This window comes from Salegentibacter sp. T436, assembly GCF_001932675.1.
GTDB classification, from domain to species: Bacteria; Bacteroidota; Bacteroidia; order Flavobacteriales; family Flavobacteriaceae; genus Salegentibacter; species Salegentibacter agarivorans.
Genome location: NZ_CP012872.1, coordinates 4,022,037 through 4,045,015, shown reverse-complemented (window position 1 = coordinate 4,045,015; position 22,979 = coordinate 4,022,037). Strand labels below are relative to the sequence as shown.

Here is a 22,979-nt window from a genome sequence, read left to right as displayed (position 1 = left end):
AATGCTCAATGTCCGCATTGGCTACAACGGTTACGGTTACCGCAAGTTGCGGGAATAGGGACGCGGACTTGTCGGCTTAGTTATTTTCTTTCTTGGTTTCTAAAATTAACCTTTTTCTACAAATGCCCGTTATTTGCGGTGAACCGATGTTGGGCACTGGCTTTTAGTTACTATGATCAGGATACCTTTTAATCACTTGAACAGTCTTTCTTATAATTTGATCATCGTAATGAATATGGTAAGCCCCAGGATTAGCATTTGAGGAAGTTCTACTTTCATTAAAAAATGAATTGAATAAATTAAATCTAATTTGTTTGGTTAAACTTGATATACCATTTTTTATTTCATCTGGTATATGCCGAGATCCAATAATATTTGTAGTGACATATTTAGGTTCAATATATGCTAATGTTAATATTAGAAAAATTATGATATCATCTCTTGTTTCTTCAAATTTATCATCTTTTATTTCTGAATAATATTCTTCCCAATTAGATTTTATATAGTAAGAATAATTGATGAAGTTTCGAGGAATCGATAGGTGCCTTCTCAATTCATTATAAATATTATAATAGACAGTCCTTAAAGTATCCCTGAATTGTACACTTTCTTTTAAGTAGAATTGATTTTCCTTCTTTTGAAATATGCATGCGTTAATGGCTCGAAGTAATGAGTTTTTAGGATCCTCATCAAAAGTTTGTATGCTAGGTATAAGAATTTCTTCAAAAAGAGTCCTAAGCTGATAATTCCAATCGATATAAAATCTTTGCTGGAACAGTTTTATTAAATATTCGTCTGGTCTTGTTATACCTACTGATTTTAGTGAATCTATAACGGAATTTTTATCCATTGCAACTACAAATACAACTCCAGGAAACGAAATGGTTGCTTTTATTATTTTAAAGATTTCCGTCATTTCAGAAGGAAATAATCTATCTACTTCATCAATAAAAATGACTAATTTTTTATTTTCTTCCTCTGCCCATTTTTGTATTTCTATCTCCAATTCTTTTTTTCTTTTGGAAAGAGGTTTTGGGGAATTGGAATTGAATAATGAATCAACCACTTCTGAATTAAAATCCGCGATAGTATCTGATGCATCTTCATCAACACCATTATTTTGTAGAAAATGTTTACTTGCTAATTTTGTTCCTGTTGTACATATTTTTCTACCATATTCAAATAATTTTTTTCTTAACTTTTTATATTTATCAGTTCCAATTGCAAATGCAATTTCCTCGAAAAGAGTTGGAACTAAATTTTCCTCATTTAAAATCTCCCAAGGATTGAATCTTAAAACTAAATTTTTATCATTTAGATCCTTCTCAATAAAATTTAGCATTGTAGATTTTCCACTTCCCCAATCACCATAAATTGCAATACTATATGGTTGGTTATTCGGAAATTTATTCAAAAAGTCCGCAATAGACTTAGAAGTGTTTCTAAATCTTAATTTATCCTGTTCGAATTCGGTTAATGGTAAATAGTTCATCAGTTTTCATTAAAGCTTGTGCCCAACTTGTTATATCACGCACAATATACCTATTTATCACAAATCTTTCCCGGATAAAAATAGGTTTCAAATCATCTGGAAGAAACTTCAATTAATTTTAAGAGACCTAATTTGGTCTCTTGGTGGTCTTTTATGAGCTTACCAGATCATCCTTCCCATTAAACAAAATTCAAAGAATCCCTCCATTTTCTAAGAATCTTATCGCATTATCCGTCAACTCGCGTTAAAGTTTAGGCAGTTTGTTCCAGGCTTTCCCTTTCATAATAAATTTCTCAAAAATTAAACATCAAGTGGTCATCATCAATCAATTCTGCATTGGCAGATCAAAAACGAACATTATGAAAAAAACAATTTACTCATCAGTCCTTTTGACACTGGTTTCTTATCCGCTCTTTGCACAAATTGGCGGCATTGAAAATTCAGTTGCAGACATAGCCGATACTATTCGAGCTATTTTCCCCATAATTCTCGGGGTTATTTTTCTTGTTGGATTCCTATTTAATGCTGGTCACTTCTTTGGTGAAAATGCAGATCTCAAAAAAGGAATTACCCGGGTGCTGGTCTTTACGCTTATTGCAGGAGCGGTTGTAGGAATATTTACCTACCTGATTGGAATAGTAGTGTAATGAAAAGTTTCGAAGTATATAGAAACATTAGGAAAAGAGCGATGATCTGGGGATTGCCGGTTTCGCTCTTTGCCCTTATGATGACAGCCGTGGTAGGATCACTGCTGGTAATCATATTTTCTTTCAGTCTCGGAGCGGTAATTAGCGTGTTTATTTTCAATTGTACGCTGTATATCGGCTTGACAAGGCTAACCAGTAATCCGCAGGTCTTCCAGGTTTCAAAAGTCTTTCCTGAAACTATTTCTTCTAAACGATTAAGCAACTTTCATTATGAGCAAGATTAATCTTTCTTCTACACCACCCATCGCCGATATACGTGGAAATATGGTTTTTGCTGCCAATGGGAATGTAGTATTGGCTTTTGAGACGGTATTACCGGAGATCTATAGTTTATCAGAAAATGATTTTGAAGAAATTCATAGTGCCTGGTTTCAATCCTTAAAATCGCTACCCACAGGAACAGTAGTTCATAAACAGGATGTTTATTTAAAAAGAAACTATTCGGCAGAGAAATTACCAAACCATACATTTTTGGAAAAAGCTACCCATTCTTATTTCAAAGGCAGGGAACATTTAGAACATCGTAGTTATCTCTTCTTTATTCATACAAAGAACAAATCTTTCAATCATCCAAAATATGTAAATCCCTTTAAAAAAGTGAGCAGGAATGTTCCTGGAGACCTGGATGATAACTTAAAGAGATTTCAGAATTCAGTAAATGATGCGGTTTCTTTTTTAAACAATAGCCGAAAGCTCGAGCTTATTCCTCTTACTGAGAAAGAAATTAATAGTCTCTCCACTAAATATTTTAATGGTTTTCAGGAAGGATTTGATACCAATATTTTACTGGATAAAAATAACATCAGTATAGGTGACAATCATTTTGACGTGCTGGCGGTAAACAGTGAGTTGTGCTTTGGAGAAAGTGTTCAAAGTAGCAAAACCAACGATAAGTTTACTTCAGATGATTTCGTTTTCCACCAGGGTTTTATTGATGGACTCGGACTTAATTTAAAGGAAAACCATATTGTAAACCAGGTCATTTATCTCGATGATCGCCAAAAATGGAGAAAACTACTTGATGCGAAGGTTGAAGAACTAAATAAGAGTTCAAATTTTGGTTCACAGAATAAAGTGGTCCTTAAGAAAATCCAGCATATTCTGGACCAAATAAATAACGATGATACGTCCAGAATTATCCGTGGGTATTTAAATGTGATTTATTGGGATAAAGACCGAACTAATCTTTCTTCGATTAATGCCAGGATAAAAACTGAATTTAAACTCCTGGACATTATTCCTTATTATCCAAAAGGGGAGGAGCGCAAGAATTATTTTCTGAATAGCTACTTCTGCTTTTCTTCAAATTTCTCTAATGAGGATCTTTATGTTACCGATCTAAAGCACGCTTTGTGCCTGTTTATTAATAACAGCAATTATAAATCAGATGCTAAAGGAATAATTTTTAATGACAGGGAATATAACATTCCGGTTTTAAAAGATGTGTGGGATGAAAGTAAGAAAAGAATAAAGGCCAGGAATTTTGCCATCTTCGCCCCTACAGGAGAAGGTAAATCTTTTCTGGCCAACAATATACTTCGTCAATACTTTGAAAGTGGAGTTCGTCTGGTAATCATTGATCTTGGAGGGTCATATACCAAGTTTGCAAAGCTTTATCCTAATGATTACACCATCCTGCGCTATGAGAACGGGAAGAGCCTAGGAATTAATCCTTTCTATATAAGCAGTCCTGATGATCTCACGGCTGATAGGCTTGAGGATCTTTCGGAGTTTCTATTCGAATTATTTGCTTCAGATTTTAAGGTTACAAAAGCGCAATCTGTTTCGATAAAAAAGATTCTCCTTGATTATTATGAAAATTTTAATGGGAAGTACTCACTCCAAAGCTTCTATCAATATATCGAGCGGCATAGGGTAGATCTCCTGGATGACCTTAAGATTCACCCAGATTACTTCAACATCAATAATTTCCTTCACATTATGTCTGAATATGTGGAAGATGGAATCTACAGTTTTCTGTTTGAAGTTGGAGAAGACCAGACTTATAAGATTGAAGACAAACGCTTAATAGTTTTTGAATTAGATGAAGTGAAGGATAATAAGGAGATCCTTTCGGTAATGCTGAAGCTTATCAAATCTGCCATCCAAAGAACCATCTGGAAGAACCGGGCTGAGAAGGGGATTATCTTATTTGATGAGTTTGCCAAGCAACTAAAATTTGAAAATGTACTGGAAAGCGTGGAATTTTATTACCAGGCCATAAGAAAACAGAATGGTGCTATTGGAATAATTCTTCAGTCTATAAATCAACTTCCCAATAACTCAATTTCTGCAAGCATCCTGGAAAACACACAAGTGATCTACAGCCTTCGAAATGAAAAAGGCTACGAGGAGCTTCAAAAGAGATTAAACCTCTCCAGTCACGATTTAAACCAGCTAAAATCAATAAAAAACAACTTCATAGGGGAAAGAAAGTATACCGAGATCTTTATCAAGATTGGCAAAGAGAGTAATGTCTTTCGGCTGGAAGTCCCCAAAGAAGTGTACGCGGCATATCTCACAGACGGAACAGAGAACGATCTCATTATGCAGCTCTATGAAAAGCATGGAAATATGGAAAAAGCAATTCAGGAATTCTCCTCTAAAACATAAAATCATGAAAAAGCAGATTACAACACTAATGCTGATGGTCTTATTATTTTTAACTGTGCAAACTCCAGCTTTGAGCCAGGGGATGCCGGTGTATGACAATACCAATTTTATCAGCCTCGCCAAATCCTTAATTGAGTCGGCAAAGCAGACCACGCAACTACTTAAAACAGTAGAATTTCTCAAAACACAAAAAGAGAATATCGAAAAGGTAAATAATGTGGTGAGGCAGCTGAAAGCGGTACGGGAACTAACCCGAAATAACCAGATCCTTTTTGAAACAGTGCGGGATGACCTTAGGAACATTTTGAACTCCCCCTATATAAAGCCTGAGGAAATCGCTCGAATTTCGGATTCGTTTAATGCCATAATGGAAAACTCCCTAGAGAATCTTGACTTTATCGATAAGATCCTTACCAGTGACTATTTCAAAATGAGTGATGCAGAGAGGGCACAGGTACTTAGGGAAAGAGAACTGCAGTCTAAAGAAATGGTTGCAGAGATCACGCTAAAAACGAAACGCTATAACGACATCATTTCCTTTAGGGAGATGCAGGATAAGATCAATAACAGAACTATAAATTACTAGAAATGACAGGGGGCATATTTTTAGGAATAGGTTTGGAATATGTAGACGCAGTTTTCCAAACGATCAAAAGCAGTGACTTTTCCCAATATACAATTGCAGGAATGAAGTCACTAGCAGTAATGTTCTTTCTGGTAAATATTCTGAAAAAATACAATGAAGGGATTGCGGATAATGATGGATATACCTGGGGCTTGAGCCCCGGAGAGCTGGCAAAGAATTTTGCTATTGTACTTCTCGTTATTTTCTCCACCCAAATCTTAAGTGTTTTCGATGGAATCCTGGTAAGTATTGAAACTGAGTATGCAGATACCGCCCCGGCGCTTATTCCGCTTCAACTTCAGGATATTGATATTGAACAGGAAGTTGGTGCGCTTGAAGTAGCTAAAAAAGCAATGGCTTTGCTCTATGAGGCCCTGGTGACACCACTCTATCCCGTAAAAGTAATTTCCTTTGTGATAGGCTTGTTTTTATGGGTAATAGATTTGTTTATCTACCCGCTATTCCTTGCAGAACGATTTTTCCTTTTAGGGATTATGCAGGCTTTCTTTCCCCTGGTGATTAGCCTTGCTGTTTTTGAAAAGTTCAGGGGGATGGCCTATAACTTCTTTAGGTTATATGCTGCAATTTATATGCTGGTGCCGGCTTTCTTTCTGGTGAATGTATTCGTCAACAATTTATACGCAGAGATCAATACCAACTTTTGGTCAAATCTACTGGGTACATCTACTGACAATAATATTATACGAATTATAGTCGAGGCAGGATCTATCGCATTTATCGTATTTCTGAAGTTTAAGCTCTACACCCGGGCTACCTCTTTTACAATAAGACTTTTTACTGGATAGAGAAGAGGTAATCATCGGTTACCCCAAGAGATAATTTGAATTAGTTCAAACCAAAAATTAAAAAAATGAAGACACCATATAGAAGTATTTACTCGGTTTTAAAAATAAACCGATTTATAGTCCTCACCGCAGTATGTGGGGCAGTAATATCCAGCCTATATTTTGGATGGATGGTTTTTGATATTCATCGTTCTGCTTTGAATAATGCTTTTGCGATAAATACAGACGGAAGTGTAATTCCGCTAAAGTGGGTAACTCAAAAAGAAAACCTGGAGGTGGAAGCTCTTTCCCATCTGGATCTCTTTCATACCTATTTCTACAATATCGATGCTACTAATTATGAGCGTAATCTCGAAAAAGCACTCTGGCTTGGTAACAGTTCTGTAGACAATGTTTATCGGCAAAAGAAAGCCGATGGAGTTTATAACAGGTTGCTCCAGTATTCTCTCGTACAGAAAGTAATAAGTATTGAGCCAGAAGTAAATATTGAAATGGAACCATACACTTTTAAGACCAGGACGGTCTTTGAAATTAACCGAGGGAAAATAGTAGACCGGTATGAACTTATTTCTTCGGGAAACTTAATCAACGTAGACCGAAACTTTCCAAACAATACCCACGGGTTATTGATCACCAATTATTTTGAAAACACCTTAAAAAAACTGAACGATGAAAATTGATAAGAAAAAAATTGTCTTTGGCGCTGTGCTGGCCACCATTGTAATATTTATAGCGGCTTATAGTGTGCTGATCTTTGGCGGTAACAGTGAAGAACCTTCTGAACTAAAAAACACCCTGGTGCCTGAACTTCAGCAAGAGCAGAAAGATTTTAAATCTAAGCTTGATGCGGTAAATGCTTTAAAGGAGGTAAGGGAAACTACAACCCCAAGCATTTATGATGAAAAATACCTGGATTCTATGGGGTATTATGATCCTGATTTTCCGCAACGGGAAAAGGGAAGAATCTTAGATAGCATTTATGAACACAACACTAATAACTATGAAGATTATGGCTTTGAAAATGAATATGATCAGGAAGAATGGGAAACGCAATTTGAAGCGGATATTCAGGAGATACCAGATCCGTCGCAAGCTTCTCCAAAACCACAGGAAATGGGGCTAGCGCATCAATTATTTTATGCAACTGCTCCAGAAATTGAAATTAAGAAACCAATCGCTAATAATTCAACTTCTGATATTTTGGTAGAAGTAGATGGAGACCAGGTTGTTCAGGCAGGTTTCCGGTTAAAGTTGAGATTGATAGATAGCGTTAGGATCAATAATATCCAGTTCCCTGCAAATACCCCTGTTTATGGATTCATCAGTTTTCAGCCGAACAGGGCTTTGATCGAAATTGAAAACATAGCGCATTATCCCGTTAAGTTAAAAGCTTATGATCTTCAGGATGGTAGTGAAGGGATTTATGTTGAAAATAATATTCGTGCCGATGCCAGTAAAGAAGTGATAGGTGATATTATCCAGGATATAAATGTTGCAGGAGTGCCACAGGTAGGAGGGCTTAAGCAATTATTTCAGCGAAACAACAGGAATATTAAGGTGCAGGTCACCAATAATTATAAACTCATTTTAAAAAGAAACTAAAAACAATAGAAATTATGAAAAAGCAATTTTGGATTTCCGTATTCGTAATGGCCGCTTTCGTAAAGGGAATGGCACAGGAAAACACCATAGATTTAGATACTATCTATGTCAACGATAGAATGAATGTTGCCCTGATTTTCCCAGAGCCGATTAGGCAGGGGATAACAGGTTCAGAGGATTTTGTATTCACCTATAACAGGGAAAAAGAACAACACCTGGGATTGCTTCAAGGCATTGCGGGGGAGATGAGTAATTTGCTGGTTATCAGCACAACCGGTTCAATTTTTTCGTATATTGTAAAGTACTCCGAAGAGCTGGAAAAGCTAAATTATTTTATAGCAGAAAACGGTAAAATCGGAAATGAGATTCCAGAGCTTTCTGAAAAACTCATAGAGGATCAGTCATTGTTTTCAGAGGCTAAAGCTGAAAAAGAATTAGCAGATAAAGAAACCTATTATCAGGATTTTAGTTCACATTTATTAAGAAGCGAACAAAGTATTGGCAGGTTAAGAAAGCGGAAAGATGGAGTGGAGTTAAAAGTTCAAAATATAGTGTTCCATAATTCGAAATTGTATTTTGTACTGGAAATTAATAATAATTCTCCCATAGATTACGAACCTGCTTTTTTGAATGTTTCTGTGGAAACAAGAAAACAGGGAAGGAAGAAATCAATTCAGAAACTGGCTGTTTATCCAGTATATAAACATCTGGTACCGGAGATAATTCCTCAGAAAAAGACCAGTCGATTTGTTTATGTGCTGCCCAAATTCTCTATTGCGGAAGATAAGATTGTGGTAATAGACCTAAAGGAGCAGCAAGGTGAACGCGATATAAAACTTAAAATTAAAAAGCGATTTATAAATAACCCTAATTGATAAATCTATGAAAAGGATCTTGTTAATGGTAGTTTTACTCATCTTTATAGCTTGTGCAGCTGAAGAGAAATCCCCTAAAGAAACCGCTAAAATAGTGGTGGAAAGTTTTTATGAAAAGGATCTTCCAACCTTGAAAGAATATACCACAGAAGAAAGCTTTCAGGCCTTTATGAATATCCAGGACATGTTCACAGCTTCAGAGACTGAAAATTCTAATTTTAAAGTTGTACAGGAAACGGAGGAAGGGAATATTGCCTGGGTAAAGTTCCAAACGAATTATGATGAAAATCCGGAAACATTTAAACTGATAAAGGAAAATGGAACCTGGAAAGTAACGGAAATTGGAATGGGAGAGAATGCGCCGTTTTAATATATGAGTTTAAAACAAAGATATCTGTTTATAAATAAAGTTCGAATCCCTCTTCCTCCGCTGAAAACCCCGTAAACACCTTTGTTTACGGCCTTTTTTAATTTAAGGGGCATAAGTAGGGGCATATTTTTTAGTGAGTCATTTCTATTTATAATCCGAAACTAGAATAAATATTCTGAAAATTTAAGATAAAATAGGAATATTATTTTACGTTATCTACAGTTTTGATCAAGCACTAACTCTAGTTTTATTTATTAGATTTTAAATACTTATAAATAATTTTTGAGCGTTTCCAGCGTGATATTATATCCCAACCTACAATTCCGTTCCTAGTTCTAAATGCGTAGGTAGCTTCGATTTCTACATTATCTCCTGTAAGCTTTACTTTATTAAATGCCTTTTTTAAATGGTAAGTCGGAAAAAAGAAACCTTCGCCGTCAGAAATATTCTTCATAAATGCAGTACTTAAAAAAGTTGTAATTGCCCCTATAAATGCTCCAATAATCATATCTGAACTATTTTCCGATAAATCCAAGAAATCAGGTAAAAAAATTGTAATCCAAAAAATAAGAGCAGTGGTTATAGCTACAACACAGATTGGTAATAATATCCAAAACTCAATCAAAAGCATAGAAAATAGTGGATTTATTAAGAAAATAGATTTGCCGATCAAGAGACATAATGTCGCAAAAAAAACAGGGATTAAAAGATAAAAAATAAGATTTTTATCCCAGTTGATGTATAGTAAAATTCCTGAAGCTACTCCGAAAAGAGCTGGAATTCCTGTAAGAATCTTCATTTTAGATTTCCATTTAAATCCCATTCGTGGCTAGGGGAGTGAAAACATCGTAGAACAATATTACCTAATGAATCATTCTTATATTCAATATCTTCTGGTGGATGTTCAATAGTGCACTTTGCAAAATTAGAATTTATTAGCGTATTCGCAGTTAGTAAACTAGCATTTAAGGATGATGATAGTAAACTATTTTTGTCAGCATTAAATGATAAATTTATTTTTTCAGCTAGATCAATTGAAGATTCCAGTAGAATTGAGAAATCATTTAATTCAATATGGTCTGATGTATCGGATCGAATAAATTTGATGCCTTCAAATTCCGTTAAATTTTTCATTCTAATAAATTTAAATAATTGTTAATTAATTTGTTATAACCAAAATGGTGTTGTTAAAATAAATAATTTAGCATGCAACATCAAGTAGGGAAATAAGGTGTTTTTTGTCATAAAATTTGATGTATGATTATAGAAACTACAATTACGATATAAAATAATGCTAAAATATGATGGACAGAATCTCAACCAAGCAGGCTCTTTTAGATTTATTGTTTGTAGATGTCCACTTACCAAAAGTTGCTAAGGACTATCAAGAATTTAAACCAATAATTGATTTTATCACTGAGGGTAACTTTTTAAATGAAAAAGAAGATAAACCTTATCCTTTGGTCAAGGATGTTGCTGAACATACTGGGATTAGATATGACAAGGTAAGGAAACAGATTCTAAAGCTTTATGAAATAATGTTTCCTTATATGGATCATCGGTACCTTAAGTTTACTGATCATCCCCCAAAAATTAGGACAGTAAGTTAAGTTCAAAAATAACTTTAATTTTACTGTATTATGACACGAAGAAAATTTACCTCAAAGTTTAAGACAAAAGTAGTTTTGGAGGCTCTGAAAGAGCGGCAAACGATCAAGGAACTGGCACAGAAGTTTGAAATCACCCCGCAGCAGATCAATACCTGGAAACGGGATTTTTTAAAAGATGCCGATACGGTTTTTTCCAAAGGTAGTAAGTCAAAGAAATCGGAAGAAGAAGAGAAAAAAGATCAGCTTCTTATGTAAGCTTCCCCTAATTAGAACTGCTTGATTGTCCAAAAATATCATTTTTCATTCTCCTGTCGGTACCGACAGGAGAATGAGTTTTTGCGTATGCTACGGGGGCCATTTTTCCCAGTGCATTATGTGGTCTTACATTGTTGTAATCTTCCATCCACGTCTCGGTTTGTTCCCTTACCTGATTTAGATCTTCAAAGAGGTACTTATTGAGAACGCCTCTTCGATATGTTCCATTGAATCTCTCTATAAAAGCATTCTGGGTTGGTTTCCCAGGTTGAATATACTGAAAGTCGATTTCTTGCATCTGGCTCCATTCTGAAGCGATCTTAGCAACAAATTCAGGACCATTATCCATTCTTATTTTTTTGGGTTTTCCCCTGCGATTAATCAAATGGTTCAATACCCAGACGACACGTTTGCTAGGCAGTGAAAAATCAATTTCTATATGCAATGCTTCTCGGTTGTAATCATCAATTACGGTTAAGCCACGGAAGCGTCTTTTATTTTCTAGGACATCGGTCACAAAATCAATACTCCAGCTGCGATTAGGAGCTATGGGAGCCTCCAGGGGTTCTTTAACCCTCGCAGGCAACCGCTTTTTTACTTTTCGTCGCAAACTTAAGCCAAGCTTTTTATAGACCCGGTACACCCGTTTATGGTTCCAGGGCTTGCCTTCACTCCTTAATCGATCGTAAGCCATCCAGAAGCCTTCTTCGCTATGTTCTTTAGCTTTTTGTTGTAAGGCCGCTTCGATAGCAGTATCGTCCTTTGGAATTGGCCTGTAATAAAAAACGCTTTTGCTCATATTTAAAACACGGCACGCCCTGCTAATACCGTAACGCGTAAGTTCTTTGGCTATGGTTCTTTTACGGCAGGGCTTTAAAGCTTTTTTTCGATGATTTCTTTGGCCATTTGATGATCCAGGGATAGATTGGCATACATCTGCTTCAGCCTTCGGTTCTCCTCCTCAAGGTCCTTCAGGCGCTTCAGCTCTTTGCCGTTCATCCCGCCATAACGTTCCCGCCACTTATAGAATGCAGCTGTACTAATACCATATTCACGGCTGATCTCTGCGGCCGTTTTTCCGTTATCAAACTCCTTTAAAATCTTTGCGATTTGCTGTGGTGAATATCTACTCTTCTTCATAATTACTGTTTAAAGTTATAAAATATATTATACTTTTAAACAGTTCGTTTTTAAGGGTAGCTTACAATCTCACGCAAGGGGTAATAGATCCGCTGGTAGACAAGGTTTACGGCATTCTCCACCAAAGCTTTGTCCTGCGGGGCATAGCCCCGGGCAGGATTGATCACACAGTTGTAATGCCGTGCGAAGTCTTTAAAGCTCCGATTGATATCGGCCTCATACCTGCTGGCACGGGTAACTGCTGATTTTAGGTTGTCGGAGACAATGGCTTTGGGAACGCCTCCATAATAGCGCAGGGCATTGCAGCAACAGGTAATCAGGTCCTCACGTTTCTGGCTTTTACAGGCTTCCACGTAAGTATACTGGCTATTAGGAAGGATGGCTACAAATACTTCTACCGGGACCAGTTCCCCGGTTTCCTTATCAATAATTTGGAGCTTTTTGCCGGCATAATCAATGAAGACTTCATTTCCAGGATCGTGTTCAATTTTCATCGAACCTTTAACCTTGGCATATTTGCGCCGGTAGTGTTCCATAAACTGGGTATAACCATAAGGATCTTTAGCCTGCGCTACATATTCCTGATAATGGTATAAAAAGGTAAATCCTGGATGATTCCGGGCTTTATTGACCCCCTCAAAGTATAACATCAGTTCCTCATAGCGAGGGTTGTCAATAGTAGTGTGGGAAGGAAAAAGCTTTTCTAAGCCAGCATTATCAAGGGCCAATAATTCCTTAAGGGAAGAACCGCTGGCCTTGAACAGCCGCATATAAGTGTTTACCGTATTGCGGGAGATCCCAAGGGTGGCACCTATTTTACGGTTGCTAAATCCATCGAGATGTAAGGAAATAATTTGTTTTAAGTCCATTGGATCAAGTGTATTGGCCATATCGCTTGTTTTTAAGCGACAAGGTATTATTTACTTGATCTTTCAAAGTGGCACAAATCGAACCGATATAGGCTTAACTTAAAACCAAAAGTGGCACAATTTGAACCGAAATCACTGGCACTAACCGACCGAAATCACTGGCACAAATCGATCCGAAATATCCAGACACCAGGGAATAGAAGATGAAATACCTTATAACCGATATTTAAAACAAGAAAGAAAAGCTGCATGATAAATGAAAAATAGAACTTAATTTAGCAGCTAAGCTGTCCTGATAAATGGGGGTACTTCATTCCGAAAGAACAGAATAGAACTGAGAATTTAAAAACTGACCAAAAGCAAAAAAGGCTTCGTCTAATTGCTTTATATCTTTAATGTTTTGCGACTCTATAAATGGTAAATATTTTTCAAAATAAAATTCCTCTTTAGCCTTATTACTCATTGTGTTCCTTACGTTACTCCAAGCTCCATTATGAATATATAAAAATGCTCGGTGAATATGTTGGTCGTAGATAGGATATTTGCTTGGTTTTATAATATGTAATAAAAATATTTTCCAAACTGCTGGTACTTTTTTAAACTCTATTTTAAAGGCTTCTAATTCTATAGTGTCACTTTTTTTATAAGCATTAATTATAGGAAGTTTTGTTATGATTTTAGTATCTAATGATTTCTGCTTGAGGACACTTAATTTCATACCATTCTTCCAATTGTATAAATTTTGAATGTCTGTTTTTGTAAATATTTCTTTGACTATTGATTTACTATAAATAGCTTTATTTGAGAATGAATATAATTTTGACCACTTATCAATAAATAATTTTAGCGAATTTTCAAATTGATTATTTAAAGTAGGTAGGTTCATTAATTATTATAATTAGTTATAAACTCATCTATGATAATTTGAATACTTTTTCCATTTTCAGTTCTAAATATTTCTCGAGAGTCTGTTTCAATTATAGCTTGTTTATTCTGTTGATTTTTAACTTTATCGGTTGTAAATTTATATAACTCAGATAAAGTTAAATTGGTTAAATCCCCTTTTGGTTTAATTACTTTTCCTTTATTATCATCAATAGAAATTAAGCCATATCCTCTCTTATCGTTATCTTGAATATCACAACGTGTATGGTTTAAATCTTTATATATTCTAATATGGTCTAATAGTTTTATAGTGTATGTATATTTATTTGAATCAGTAGTTTTAACATCAAAAACTAAATTAGTGTTAGTTAATATTAATGGTGTATTTACAATATTTATTAAATCTTGATAAATATGGAATACATCTTCTAATTCTTTTCTATAGAAATTAGATTTAGGGTTATAGTGTGATTGAGGGTTTAAAGAACGTAAAACAAACCTTTCGAGTTTAACTAATGGCTTTTTATCAAAACCTATTTGGTCATAGAATGATTTTGCTTTTTCCAACAATTTACCTAATGTTAAGTCTTTTGGTTTTAATGGATTACCATCTATATCTTTTAAGTAGGTGTAAGGAAAAAAATCATCTCTAAAAAATGATTCAAGAGCAGACCTCAAATTATTTGCGCAGGCTTTAAAATCAATATGTTCTTTAAAATAATAATAGGCTTTTTGAATATGCGATTTATGTTCCGTAATAAAAGGTATGGGATAACCATTAGAATGTAACGCTTGATACATTTCCTTAATAGTCCAATTTTCATTTATAAATACTTCAATATCTTTTTCTGATGTTATACCATTTGATAACGCTAATTCTGTGTAATGTTGCTTTATATGCTGTAATGTATCATAAAACAAAGAACGGTCGTGTGTTAATATAAAAACCTGATACTGATTAACATATTTATTCAATATTAGTTTCAATATTCTTTCACGATTACTCATATCCAAAGAAATCAATAAATCATCTAATACAAGTAGTTTTAAACTATCAGTACTATCTTTTGATAGAGTACGCTTTAGTACGGCTAATCTTATAGCTAAAGCAACAGCGGTTAATTTAGCTTCATTTAAAAACGAATGAGGTTTTTTTACTTGGTTAGTTTTACCTTCATAATCAGGTAAGGTGAGTAAAATTTTAATCTCTGGACTATCATAAGAATTTTTAGAAATTTTATAATCTTTTGAATACTCAACTGATAGGTTGAAAGTAATATTATATTCTAAATCATTTTGTAAAATAGGATTGCCTTCTGTATTAAGATATGTAATTAAATCCTCTAATTGACCAACACTTTGCTTTACAATTTTTTCAAAACTCTCGTGATAAGGTTTATTGGAACTCTTTGTTGGATATACAGGTATACCTTCATCTTCTTCTATTTTAGGTGGGCCAGATATAATATAATTAATTATTTCACTTGCACTTTGACTGTTAATAGATTTACCTCCTTTATGAATACTTAAAGGGCTAAACTTATCATAAGGTAAAATCGCATATCTAAAAAAACCAAACAAGTTTATTTCGTCACTATGAGCAAAGTTATATAGACTTAACAAATGTCTATAGTTTATAAAATCTGACGATAGATTACTCTCTTTAGCAAGAGTATTTTTATTTATGTCGGTTTTAGATTTAGAAACTTCATAAAGATCGTTACTATTCATAATATCAACTTTGACGAAAGATTCAGGTGTATTGTCATCATCCTGCTTTAAATTAATATTAAGTAATCTTTCATCGTGTTTAAAATCAAAGTATTTCTTTATTTGCTTCTTATCTTCCTTATTAGCAGCTTCTAAAAGCGTATATAATGCCCAATAAATTGAAGACTTCCCACTTCCGTTCTCACCATACAACAATAAATGTTTACCTAAAACAAATATAACTTTCTCTTTAGCAAAGAATTTAAAGTTTTGAACTGCTATTTTATCTATTTTTTGCTGTGCCAAAACTAAAGAGTATTACTATTTATTAAAGCGATAATTTCGTTACTATGTATATTGCTCAATAGTATTCTATTTCTTATCGGATTATTCTCTTTATTTAACCAAGTATAACATTTACCAATAATTTCTGCTTTTAATTTATCATCCTTTAATTCTGAAATTGGATTAAAAATACTTTCTGTGTCAATAAATTGTATTACATCAATTTTCAGATCGATCATATGCAGTTTAAAATAAAGCTCATAAACCATCATATCCACTAAATCCTCAAATGCTTTAGCAATAGATTTATTTTTCGCAAAAGAATTTGCTTGTAGTGTATTTGGATTATGAAGAAATATCAAATAATCAGCAAGTATTGTAAAAGGTTTTATGTTTTCAGGTTGTATGATAGGAATATTTACTAAAGGCTCTTTATCTATCTGATAATTATTTCCTTGCATTTTCCCTTTAAAACGTAACCAAAAAGCAATTAGTTTTGAATTTAAAAGGGCTGTTAAGTATTTTAGGTTAAAACGATTAGTTTTAAGGGAATAAAAAGTTTGAGTTACATAACAATCAAAATCTGTATATGTAAAACAAGGTTCACTGTTTTTTCTCAATGAAATAATCTTTTCTCCTTTAAAAAAGTTTTCATTTCTCGCTCTATGTAAACCATAAGGTTTGTTATCTGATGTTATAATACTTGAATACCTGTCTAAATGTTTTTTAATATTAGGATATGAATCTATAGTATTTTTTATATGAGATTTAGTATAAATAATCCATTCATTATTTTCTTTGTCTCCATAATATCTGTGTAATTCAGAAGTTGAATAAATTGGTTTTATAAGTTGGACTTCTTCAGAGTTCAAATTAAGACTACTTAATTCTTGCTTATTGACTTGAAAAACACCATCATTTACATTAAAACCTTCACCTAGTTTATCTGCATTTTTTTTATTTAATTTGTCTTGAGGATAAACAATTCCTTGAGCAATTTCATTAGAGTTTAAAAACTCTACTTCGTTTTCAAGTATTGACTTAAGAACATTATCAATTTTAGGATTATTAAAAGTAATTAGCGAATTATGATATAGGGTGCTATCAAAATCTAATGCGTATTTTTCGTCAACTCCAGTATCATTTTTGAAGTTTAAGAAATGCTCCAGTTCACTTTCTTTAATGGTATCGTCTTTAAGCAAAGAGTATCTTAATGGATACGCTGAATTAGGAACTTCTTTTTTAAGTAAATAAATCATTGTTTGAATACCAGCTGATTTAAAAACTTTATAATTCCAAAAATCTGTAAAGAGCTTGATTTTGGTTTCTTTTAAAACCTTATTCCTAAAAATAGAAGCTCCAGCACTCGTTGTCCAGTTATTTTGTGCAATAAAACATTCTACCCCTTTTTCTTTTAATAAGTCTATACTAATACACGCAAAGCCATACCACAAATCCATTTTACCTTTATAATAATCTGAATTTCTAAAACCATCAAAAGCCTTTTTGTTTGTATATTCTTTTATATAGGGCGGATTACCAATAACTATGTCAAACCCTCTTTTACTATCATCCGTGTTAATAATAGGATTTAATAATTCAGGAAAATCTAATCGCCAATCAAAATGTTCAAATGATTGTTCTGGATTATTGAATAGTTCTTTGATTATTAAAATAGTTTTGTCAAACTCTTCGATTCTTTCGTCTATCTCTTTATTTCTTTTACGTTCTTTAGCTTTTAAGCCAAATCCCATATCAAAGACCTTTTGGTTTTTATTTAAATAAGCTTCTTTATTAAATAAAAATTGATTTAGTAGAACAGTTAATTTTAATTCTCTTATATCAGATTTTAGTTGATTTTTTTCTTCAAGAATTTTACTTTCAAAATAGTCTTTTTGTTTGGTTGATATTAGTTGTAAAGCCTTTTGCATGTTTTTAATATGCTCATCTGCTTTACCAACGCTACTTTTTCTATCCCAATCAATTTCAATAATTTTATCACCAAATTTGCTTACCAATGAATTTCCAGCAACAATTTTATAGGCTAAGTTGGGCAAAGGTTTTGGCTCCTCTTCATCAACTATAAGGCTTAACCAAAAGCGTAATTGTGCAACATCTACCGCTCCTTTTTCAATATCTACCCCATAAATAGAGTTTTGTATAATATTTTCTTTTACAGTAGCAGGGTTCCATCCTTTACCTAAATCGAACGCAATACGTTCTTTTAATGCATATATCTCTTGTAATAAACCCATAGGGAATGCACCAGAACCAATAGCAGGGTCACATATTTTTACGTTGTCTAAAAGATTATCTATTTCTTTAAGCTGTATGTTGGTTAACGCTTCTTTATTTTTTTGTTTTACAAATGGCCTAACTCCTTGTTTTGTGTCCTCTCCTAAATAAGTAACTAAATATTCAATTAAAGATTCTTGTGTCATATACTGCACAATTTCTTTAGGCGTGTAAAAAGCACCTTTATCCTTATTGTCTTCCAATAAGTTTTCAAAAATATGCCCTAACATTTCTGGGTCTACAGCAACTGTACGCTCTTCTGGACTATTCTCATAGATGGTGAAATTAAAACGATTAAAAAACTCAAATAAATCGGTAAATAATTCACTGGGAAATACTAAATGATCAAACTCATCTGATTCTTTATCAAACAAACCACCATTTAAATAAGGGATTTTTACATTAGAACCATCTGGCATTGTAAAATTATGATCGGGTCTTTTTTTGTTTAAGGTCTCATAAAATAATTTTGATAACCATATTGGATAAAAGTTATCGTTTTCACCAGATTGTTTATAAAGGTTTTGAAGAAAATTTTTATCTCCATCAGCTTTTTGGAAATCACCTGAAGGCGATGCCATCCATCCTTTTTTTTGTAAAAAATATATAAATACAATTTGACCTAGTAGCTTTTTGCAAAAATCACGAGCATCTTTTTTATTGCCATCGAAAACAGAATCTAGAAAACCGTGTTTAGGTTTCTCTTTTTCGACTAATACGTGCTTACTACCTTTTTTTTCAAAAACATCACCAGTCAAATGTCTAACAAATTTAGCATAGTGCGTTTCCCTATACTCATTAAAAAACTCTATAGACATCGCTTCTACAGCAAATGCTTCCTGAATATCTTCTACTTTGATTTGAAACTTATCATTTAGCTTTTGAAAACGGTCTATGGCTGTACGGTACGTTTCATCTTTGTCTCCAAAAACATAAGTATAACGCTTAGGATTGGTTTCTTTGGTTTGTACTTGGCCATTTTCAAAGAAACTATCATAAGCTATAAAGGAAAAGCGCCAATGTCTCTCAACCGTTTTATTATATTTAAAAGTAGCAAAGATTGCATTATTACCAATAATTAGTTTTTTTACTAAGGCACCTAATCCTACTCGTGCAATTTTTACTTGTTTGAAGTCTTCTACCGTTATTTCATACAGCTCAATTTTACGGTTATCGTGTGTTTTAAACTCACCGTATTTAAGTACTTTTTTTGCAGAACGTTTATCGGTTTCTGTTAATTCAAATTCCTGTTCACTTCCTTCTTCATATATAATAAAATCTTTAACTGATTTTTGAAATATTGGTCTTAAGACTTCTTTATCGAATGCGTCTCTATTATATTCTCCTGTAAATATTTGCTGTAGAGTAGTTTCCATTATTTTGTTTCGATATAAGATTCTGAAATAACTATTTGAGGTTTACTAAAAAGTGATGCTCTTTTTTGTTTTATTCTTGCCGTATCGCTAAAGTTCATTGTTTTTAAAACATCGTTGAAAAGCTTTTCAATAACCATTTGAGGATCGTTTTCAGTATTTGATTTAAAAAACTTATTTAATTTATTAGGAAGTTGTCTATGTGAGCCTTTATAGATTTCATCTAATGCTCTTTGTAATTGGGTTTTCATAAATTCATTTTTGGCAACACCAATAAAAAACTCTAACTGTGTAATTGCTTTCTTCTCTGTTGTAGATAACTGTTTTTTAGTCACATTTTTGGTTTCCATATTCTTAGCTATGGTTTTAAAATGTGTAAGTGCCCTAGAAACTTGTTTATGATGTGTTTCCGGTAATTTTACAGATTTTTCTTTAGTTTTTGCTTTAAAAATTTTAGCAGCATTTACAAAGGTAAGTTCGTGTACAATATTGTTTTCATCAGTTTTATAAAATACACCTGGATGCCCCGCACTTTTTATATATGTTATTGAAGCATTATCTACATTAATAAAGCTATTTATGCTGTTTGCTTTACGAGCTATGCGTGATTTCTTAGGAATATTTTTAATTTGATTAAACTGTGTAGGGTTTTTCTTTTTAAACTCTCTTAGTTCCTGTAAAAACAATAGTGTTTCGTTAATCTCTTCTTTTAATTTAGAGCCATACAATCCTGCTTCGCCAACTTCTTCTAATTGTGAATAGATTTGGCTGTCTTCCCCAAACGCACTATGAAAAGCCTGAAGCTTTTTAATTGCAGTATTGGTTAGTTTTATTTGATTATCTGATTTATCTGAGGGATAAAAATTAAATACGTGAATTTCTTTAGCTTCCGTACCAATACGGTTTACTCGACCAATTCGTTGCATTAATCTTGTAGAGTTCCAAGGCACATCATAATTAACAATTACATTAGAACGGTGTAGATTGATACCTTCGGCTAATACCTCAGTTGTAAAAATAATATTAAAATCATTTTTCCAATCCTCTTTATCTCGGTTGGCGTCGAAGTTTTCTAAAACAATAGGAAATTTTTCTTTACGATTAGCTGCACTTATGGTAAGTATTTTTTTTACTCCAATGTCTTTAAGTGTTTCGCTTAAGTAGTTAATGGTTTCTTTAGATTCAGAAAACACAACTAATTTCCCTGAGTGATTATAGTTTTTGTTTAGAAACTTAGATTTTAGATCTGCTAAAAACTTATCAAGCTTGGGATCGTAATCAATTTCACCCCACTCCTCAACTAATCTTTTTATTTTTATTTCATCATTTTTTAAAAGCTCAATAAAGTCCTCCTTGAAATCTTCGGCACCATATATTTGATTATTGCCTTCTTTTTCATTGATCTTTTGTTCTAAAGCTTCTTCATTCCCTTCATTAATATATTTGTTTACATCAATATCTGGAGCTACATAGACTTTATCATCTTCAAACATCTTAATCATATGATTGGTGTTTCGATGCAAACGAAAAAGAGATTTTTTAAAAGCGAAAAAACTACTTTCTAAGCGTTTTACTAGTAAAGTTTTCATTATAGCCGATAGCCTATTAGAAATGTCTTCTACGTTACCGTATCTTTTTCTATCTTCCTCTTTAATCAAAAACTGAATAGCTCTATACCGATAAAAGCCAATCCCATCTATTGGGTTTCTATTTTCATCCATTGAAGTAAGCATTGAAATAGTAGTATCAAATAATACACTTAACTTATCATCAAATTTATACTTGACTTCGTTTGGAGGTTTTATTTTAGGGAATATAATTCCTTGAGCTGCGATATCTTTTTTAAAGTCATCATTATTTTCAATATCTGTTCGACTTCTTCTAATTACTAAAGGTTCAATTACTTTATCCCTAATTTTATCAAATATCGCTTTTACCTTTTTTACATCTAAAACTTGATCTTTCTTTAGTTCGTCATACTCTTCCTTGAGAGGCGTAAAAAAAGCTTGTAAATCTTTTATACTTGGTAGTTTAGCATTCCTTTTATCTTGAAATAAATATATTTGATTTTCAATATCTGCCGGATGATTGTTTAATGGTGTGGCAGATAGCAACATTACTTTTTTTCTAGTATCTCCATTGGAACCAGGTATTCTTCTGTCAGTTTTAGTTATCGTTTGAAGCTTTTCATACATATTAGAAGTATCGTTTCTAAATTTGTGTGCTTCATCAATAACAATTAAATCAAACTCATCAGGATTAGGATAATTTTTATTATTGCCATCCAACACTTTATGAAGACTTCCCGTAGAGACAAACCAAGTGTTATTTTCAATATGAAAATCTTTGATAGTTGTTTTCCAGTTTTCTTCTAAGGCTGGTGGGTAAACGATTAATACTTTAGAATGATAACCATTCTCAAAAACAAATTTTTTAGTGATAATAGTTGCTATTACTGTTTTTCCTAACCCTACAACGTCTGCTAAGAAAAAACCATTATACTCCATTAACTTTTCATATCCCTCAATTGCTGCTTCGGATTGATAAGTAAGTCTTAGGTATTTGTCTGGTAAAAGTAAATCTATGTTGGTAGGATCGTATTCAATCCGTTTACCAAAATATTCAATTAATAATTTTATATAAAGTTCAAATGGAGTAAAATTATCATTTAGAAAAGTTTCCTTTTTAAGAGCAGAAACATCTACCGGTAAAATATCTACTGCTTCATCCCAAAGCATTTCAAATTCTTCAGATGCAAATTTAATATCATCGTAATCTCTTAATTCAACATTAAATTCATAATTAGATTTTTCTCGAGAACCTAACCCAGGTTCGGTAAGATTTGATGATCCTGTTATAACACTTCCTGTGGAGTATTGATTAAAATTTTCAGGCTTAAATATGTATATCTTTGCGTGTAAGTTTTTTTCAGGGTGTGCTTTTATTACAATTTTATTATCAATGATATCTTTTATAAATTGTATTATACCATCTTCAATATCTTTTGAATAATCTGCTTCCTGAATATCCTTTTTTAAAGCTTGAATAAATTGATCTTTTGTTTCATTAGGATCTTTTAAATATTGCTGGCCTAAGGAATGATATTTTTCTAATAAAACATCTACATTAATACCTACCAAAATCCTAATATTTGGTATGTTTTCTAGAAATGGTCTTATCTTAAAATAACCGGTAGCTCTAAAATAACCAACTAGTGCATCAAAATGGTGAATGTTAGATAAGTTATTAAATACGCCTTCAAATTTCTTTAAGAGACTGTTATCCTTTTTATTGGTAAAAAATTTAGTAGACATTGAATATTGTAGTTATAGGATGGTAAATTTAAAAATAAACTTGACTATCTTAAATAAATGACAGCTTTAGATTGAACGGAAAAAAAATTTTCTTATTGATGTATAACCGATAAGTAGAAATTTTAATTGAAACATTACTTAGCCTTCAATTCT

The 22,979-nt window shown here is 33.0% G+C and carries 20 protein-coding genes; 11 read left to right on the top strand and 9 right to left on the bottom strand.

From position 1 onward, the window contains the following. Positions 1-163: 163 nt before the first annotated feature. On the bottom strand, positions 164-1,492 hold the full coding sequence (locus tag AO058_RS17965) for a KAP family P-loop NTPase fold protein (RefSeq protein WP_075327790.1): 1,329 nt from the start codon (positions 1,490-1,492) through the stop codon (positions 164-166). A gap of 359 nt (positions 1,493-1,851) precedes the next feature. Between AO058_RS17965 and AO058_RS17960 the strand changes: the two genes are divergently transcribed. The 9 genes from AO058_RS17960 (at position 1,852) to AO058_RS17920 (ending at position 9,090) form a co-directional block, all read left to right on the top strand. Next, entirely contained in the window at positions 1,852-2,139 is a 288-nt protein-coding gene (locus tag AO058_RS17960) for a hypothetical protein (protein ID WP_075327789.1), read from the top strand. Beyond that, positions 2,139-2,423: a hypothetical protein gene (locus AO058_RS17955; RefSeq protein WP_075327788.1), complete on the top strand. Its 285-nt coding sequence runs from the start codon at positions 2,139-2,141 to the stop codon at positions 2,421-2,423. Before AO058_RS17960 ends, AO058_RS17955 begins: the two co-directional genes overlap by 1 nt. After that, positions 2,410-4,812: a TraG family conjugative transposon ATPase gene (locus AO058_RS17950; protein ID WP_075327787.1), complete on the top strand. Its 2,403-nt coding sequence runs from the start codon at positions 2,410-2,412 to the stop codon at positions 4,810-4,812. Before AO058_RS17955 ends, AO058_RS17950 begins: the two co-directional genes overlap by 14 nt. A 4-nt stretch (positions 4,813-4,816) precedes the next feature. Then, on the top strand, positions 4,817-5,398 hold the full coding sequence (locus AO058_RS17945) for a conjugal transfer protein (RefSeq protein WP_075328030.1): 582 nt from the start codon (positions 4,817-4,819) through the stop codon (positions 5,396-5,398). A gap of 2 nt (positions 5,399-5,400) precedes the next feature. Beyond that, on the top strand, positions 5,401-6,243 hold the full coding sequence (locus tag AO058_RS17940) for a hypothetical protein (RefSeq protein ID WP_075327786.1): 843 nt from the start codon (positions 5,401-5,403) through the stop codon (positions 6,241-6,243). Between the two features lie 65 nt (positions 6,244-6,308). After that, positions 6,309-6,923, top strand: coding sequence for a conjugal transfer protein TraK (locus AO058_RS17935; protein ID WP_075327785.1), 615 nt, complete (start codon positions 6,309-6,311; stop codon positions 6,921-6,923). Continuing rightward, positions 6,913-7,845 (top strand): conjugative transposon protein TraM, encoded by a 933-nt coding sequence (gene traM / locus AO058_RS17930; RefSeq protein WP_075327784.1) that lies wholly within the window; start codon positions 6,913-6,915, stop codon positions 7,843-7,845. Before AO058_RS17935 ends, traM begins: the two co-directional genes overlap by 11 nt. A 14-nt stretch (positions 7,846-7,859) precedes the next feature. Continuing rightward, entirely contained in the window at positions 7,860-8,720 is an 861-nt protein-coding gene (locus AO058_RS17925) for a DUF4138 domain-containing protein (protein WP_075327783.1), read from the top strand. Positions 8,721-8,727: 7 nt separating this feature from the next. After that, the gene (locus tag AO058_RS17920; RefSeq protein ID WP_075327782.1) at positions 8,728-9,090 is read left to right on the top strand and encodes a DUF4878 domain-containing protein; all 363 of its coding nucleotides are present in this window, start codon (positions 8,728-8,730) and stop codon (positions 9,088-9,090) included. Positions 9,091-9,337: 247 nt separating this feature from the next. Here AO058_RS17920 and AO058_RS17915 read toward each other — a convergent pair whose 3' ends face one another. Together AO058_RS17915 and AO058_RS17910 are read right to left on the bottom strand one after the other, a co-directional pair. Beyond that, positions 9,338-9,889: a hypothetical protein gene (locus AO058_RS17915; RefSeq protein ID WP_156858164.1), complete on the bottom strand. Its 552-nt coding sequence runs from the start codon at positions 9,887-9,889 to the stop codon at positions 9,338-9,340. Then, on the bottom strand, positions 9,886-10,224 hold the full coding sequence (locus tag AO058_RS17910; RefSeq protein WP_075327780.1) for a hypothetical protein: 339 nt from the start codon (positions 10,222-10,224) through the stop codon (positions 9,886-9,888). Before AO058_RS17910 ends, AO058_RS17915 begins: the two co-directional genes overlap by 4 nt. Before the next feature lie 167 nt (positions 10,225-10,391). On the opposite strand from AO058_RS17910, the gene AO058_RS17905 reads away from it, so the two are divergent. Together AO058_RS17905 and AO058_RS17900 are read left to right on the top strand one after the other, a co-directional pair. After that, on the top strand, positions 10,392-10,700 hold the full coding sequence (locus AO058_RS17905; protein WP_075327779.1) for a hypothetical protein: 309 nt from the start codon (positions 10,392-10,394) through the stop codon (positions 10,698-10,700). Positions 10,701-10,730: 30 nt separating this feature from the next. Then, positions 10,731-10,955 (top strand): transposase, encoded by a 225-nt coding sequence (locus AO058_RS17900; protein WP_075327778.1) that lies wholly within the window; start codon positions 10,731-10,733, stop codon positions 10,953-10,955. 7 nt (positions 10,956-10,962) lie between these two features. On the opposite strand, the gene AO058_RS17895 is transcribed toward AO058_RS17900, so the two are convergent. The 6 genes from AO058_RS17895 to AO058_RS17865 form a co-directional block, all read right to left on the bottom strand. Further along, positions 10,963-12,095, bottom strand: a protein-coding gene (locus AO058_RS17895) for an IS3 family transposase (RefSeq protein WP_156858163.1) whose coding sequence is annotated in 2 segments (ribosomal slippage) — positions 10,963-11,834 and positions 11,834-12,095 — 1,134 coding nt in all. Because the reading frame shifts where the segments join, the coding sequence is not laid out codon by codon here. Positions 12,096-12,145: 50 nt separating this feature from the next. After that, complete coding sequence (istA, locus tag AO058_RS17885) at positions 12,146-12,985, bottom strand: IS21 family transposase (RefSeq protein WP_232228869.1); 840 nt, start codon at positions 12,983-12,985, stop codon at positions 12,146-12,148. Positions 12,986-13,274: 289 nt separating this feature from the next. Continuing rightward, positions 13,275-13,850 (bottom strand): hypothetical protein, encoded by a 576-nt coding sequence (locus tag AO058_RS17880; RefSeq protein ID WP_075327776.1) that lies wholly within the window; start codon positions 13,848-13,850, stop codon positions 13,275-13,277. Further along, entirely contained in the window at positions 13,850-15,865 is a 2,016-nt protein-coding gene (locus AO058_RS17875) for an AAA family ATPase (RefSeq protein WP_075327775.1), read from the bottom strand. Before AO058_RS17875 ends, AO058_RS17880 begins: the two co-directional genes overlap by 1 nt. 2 nt (positions 15,866-15,867) lie before the next feature. Further along, positions 15,868-19,515 (bottom strand): Eco57I restriction-modification methylase domain-containing protein, encoded by a 3,648-nt coding sequence (locus AO058_RS17870; RefSeq protein WP_075327774.1) that lies wholly within the window; start codon positions 19,513-19,515, stop codon positions 15,868-15,870. Next, positions 19,515-22,826: a helicase-related protein gene (locus AO058_RS17865; RefSeq protein ID WP_075327773.1), complete on the bottom strand. Its 3,312-nt coding sequence runs from the start codon at positions 22,824-22,826 to the stop codon at positions 19,515-19,517. Before AO058_RS17865 ends, AO058_RS17870 begins: the two co-directional genes overlap by 1 nt. Positions 22,827-22,979: the final 153 nt, after the last annotated feature.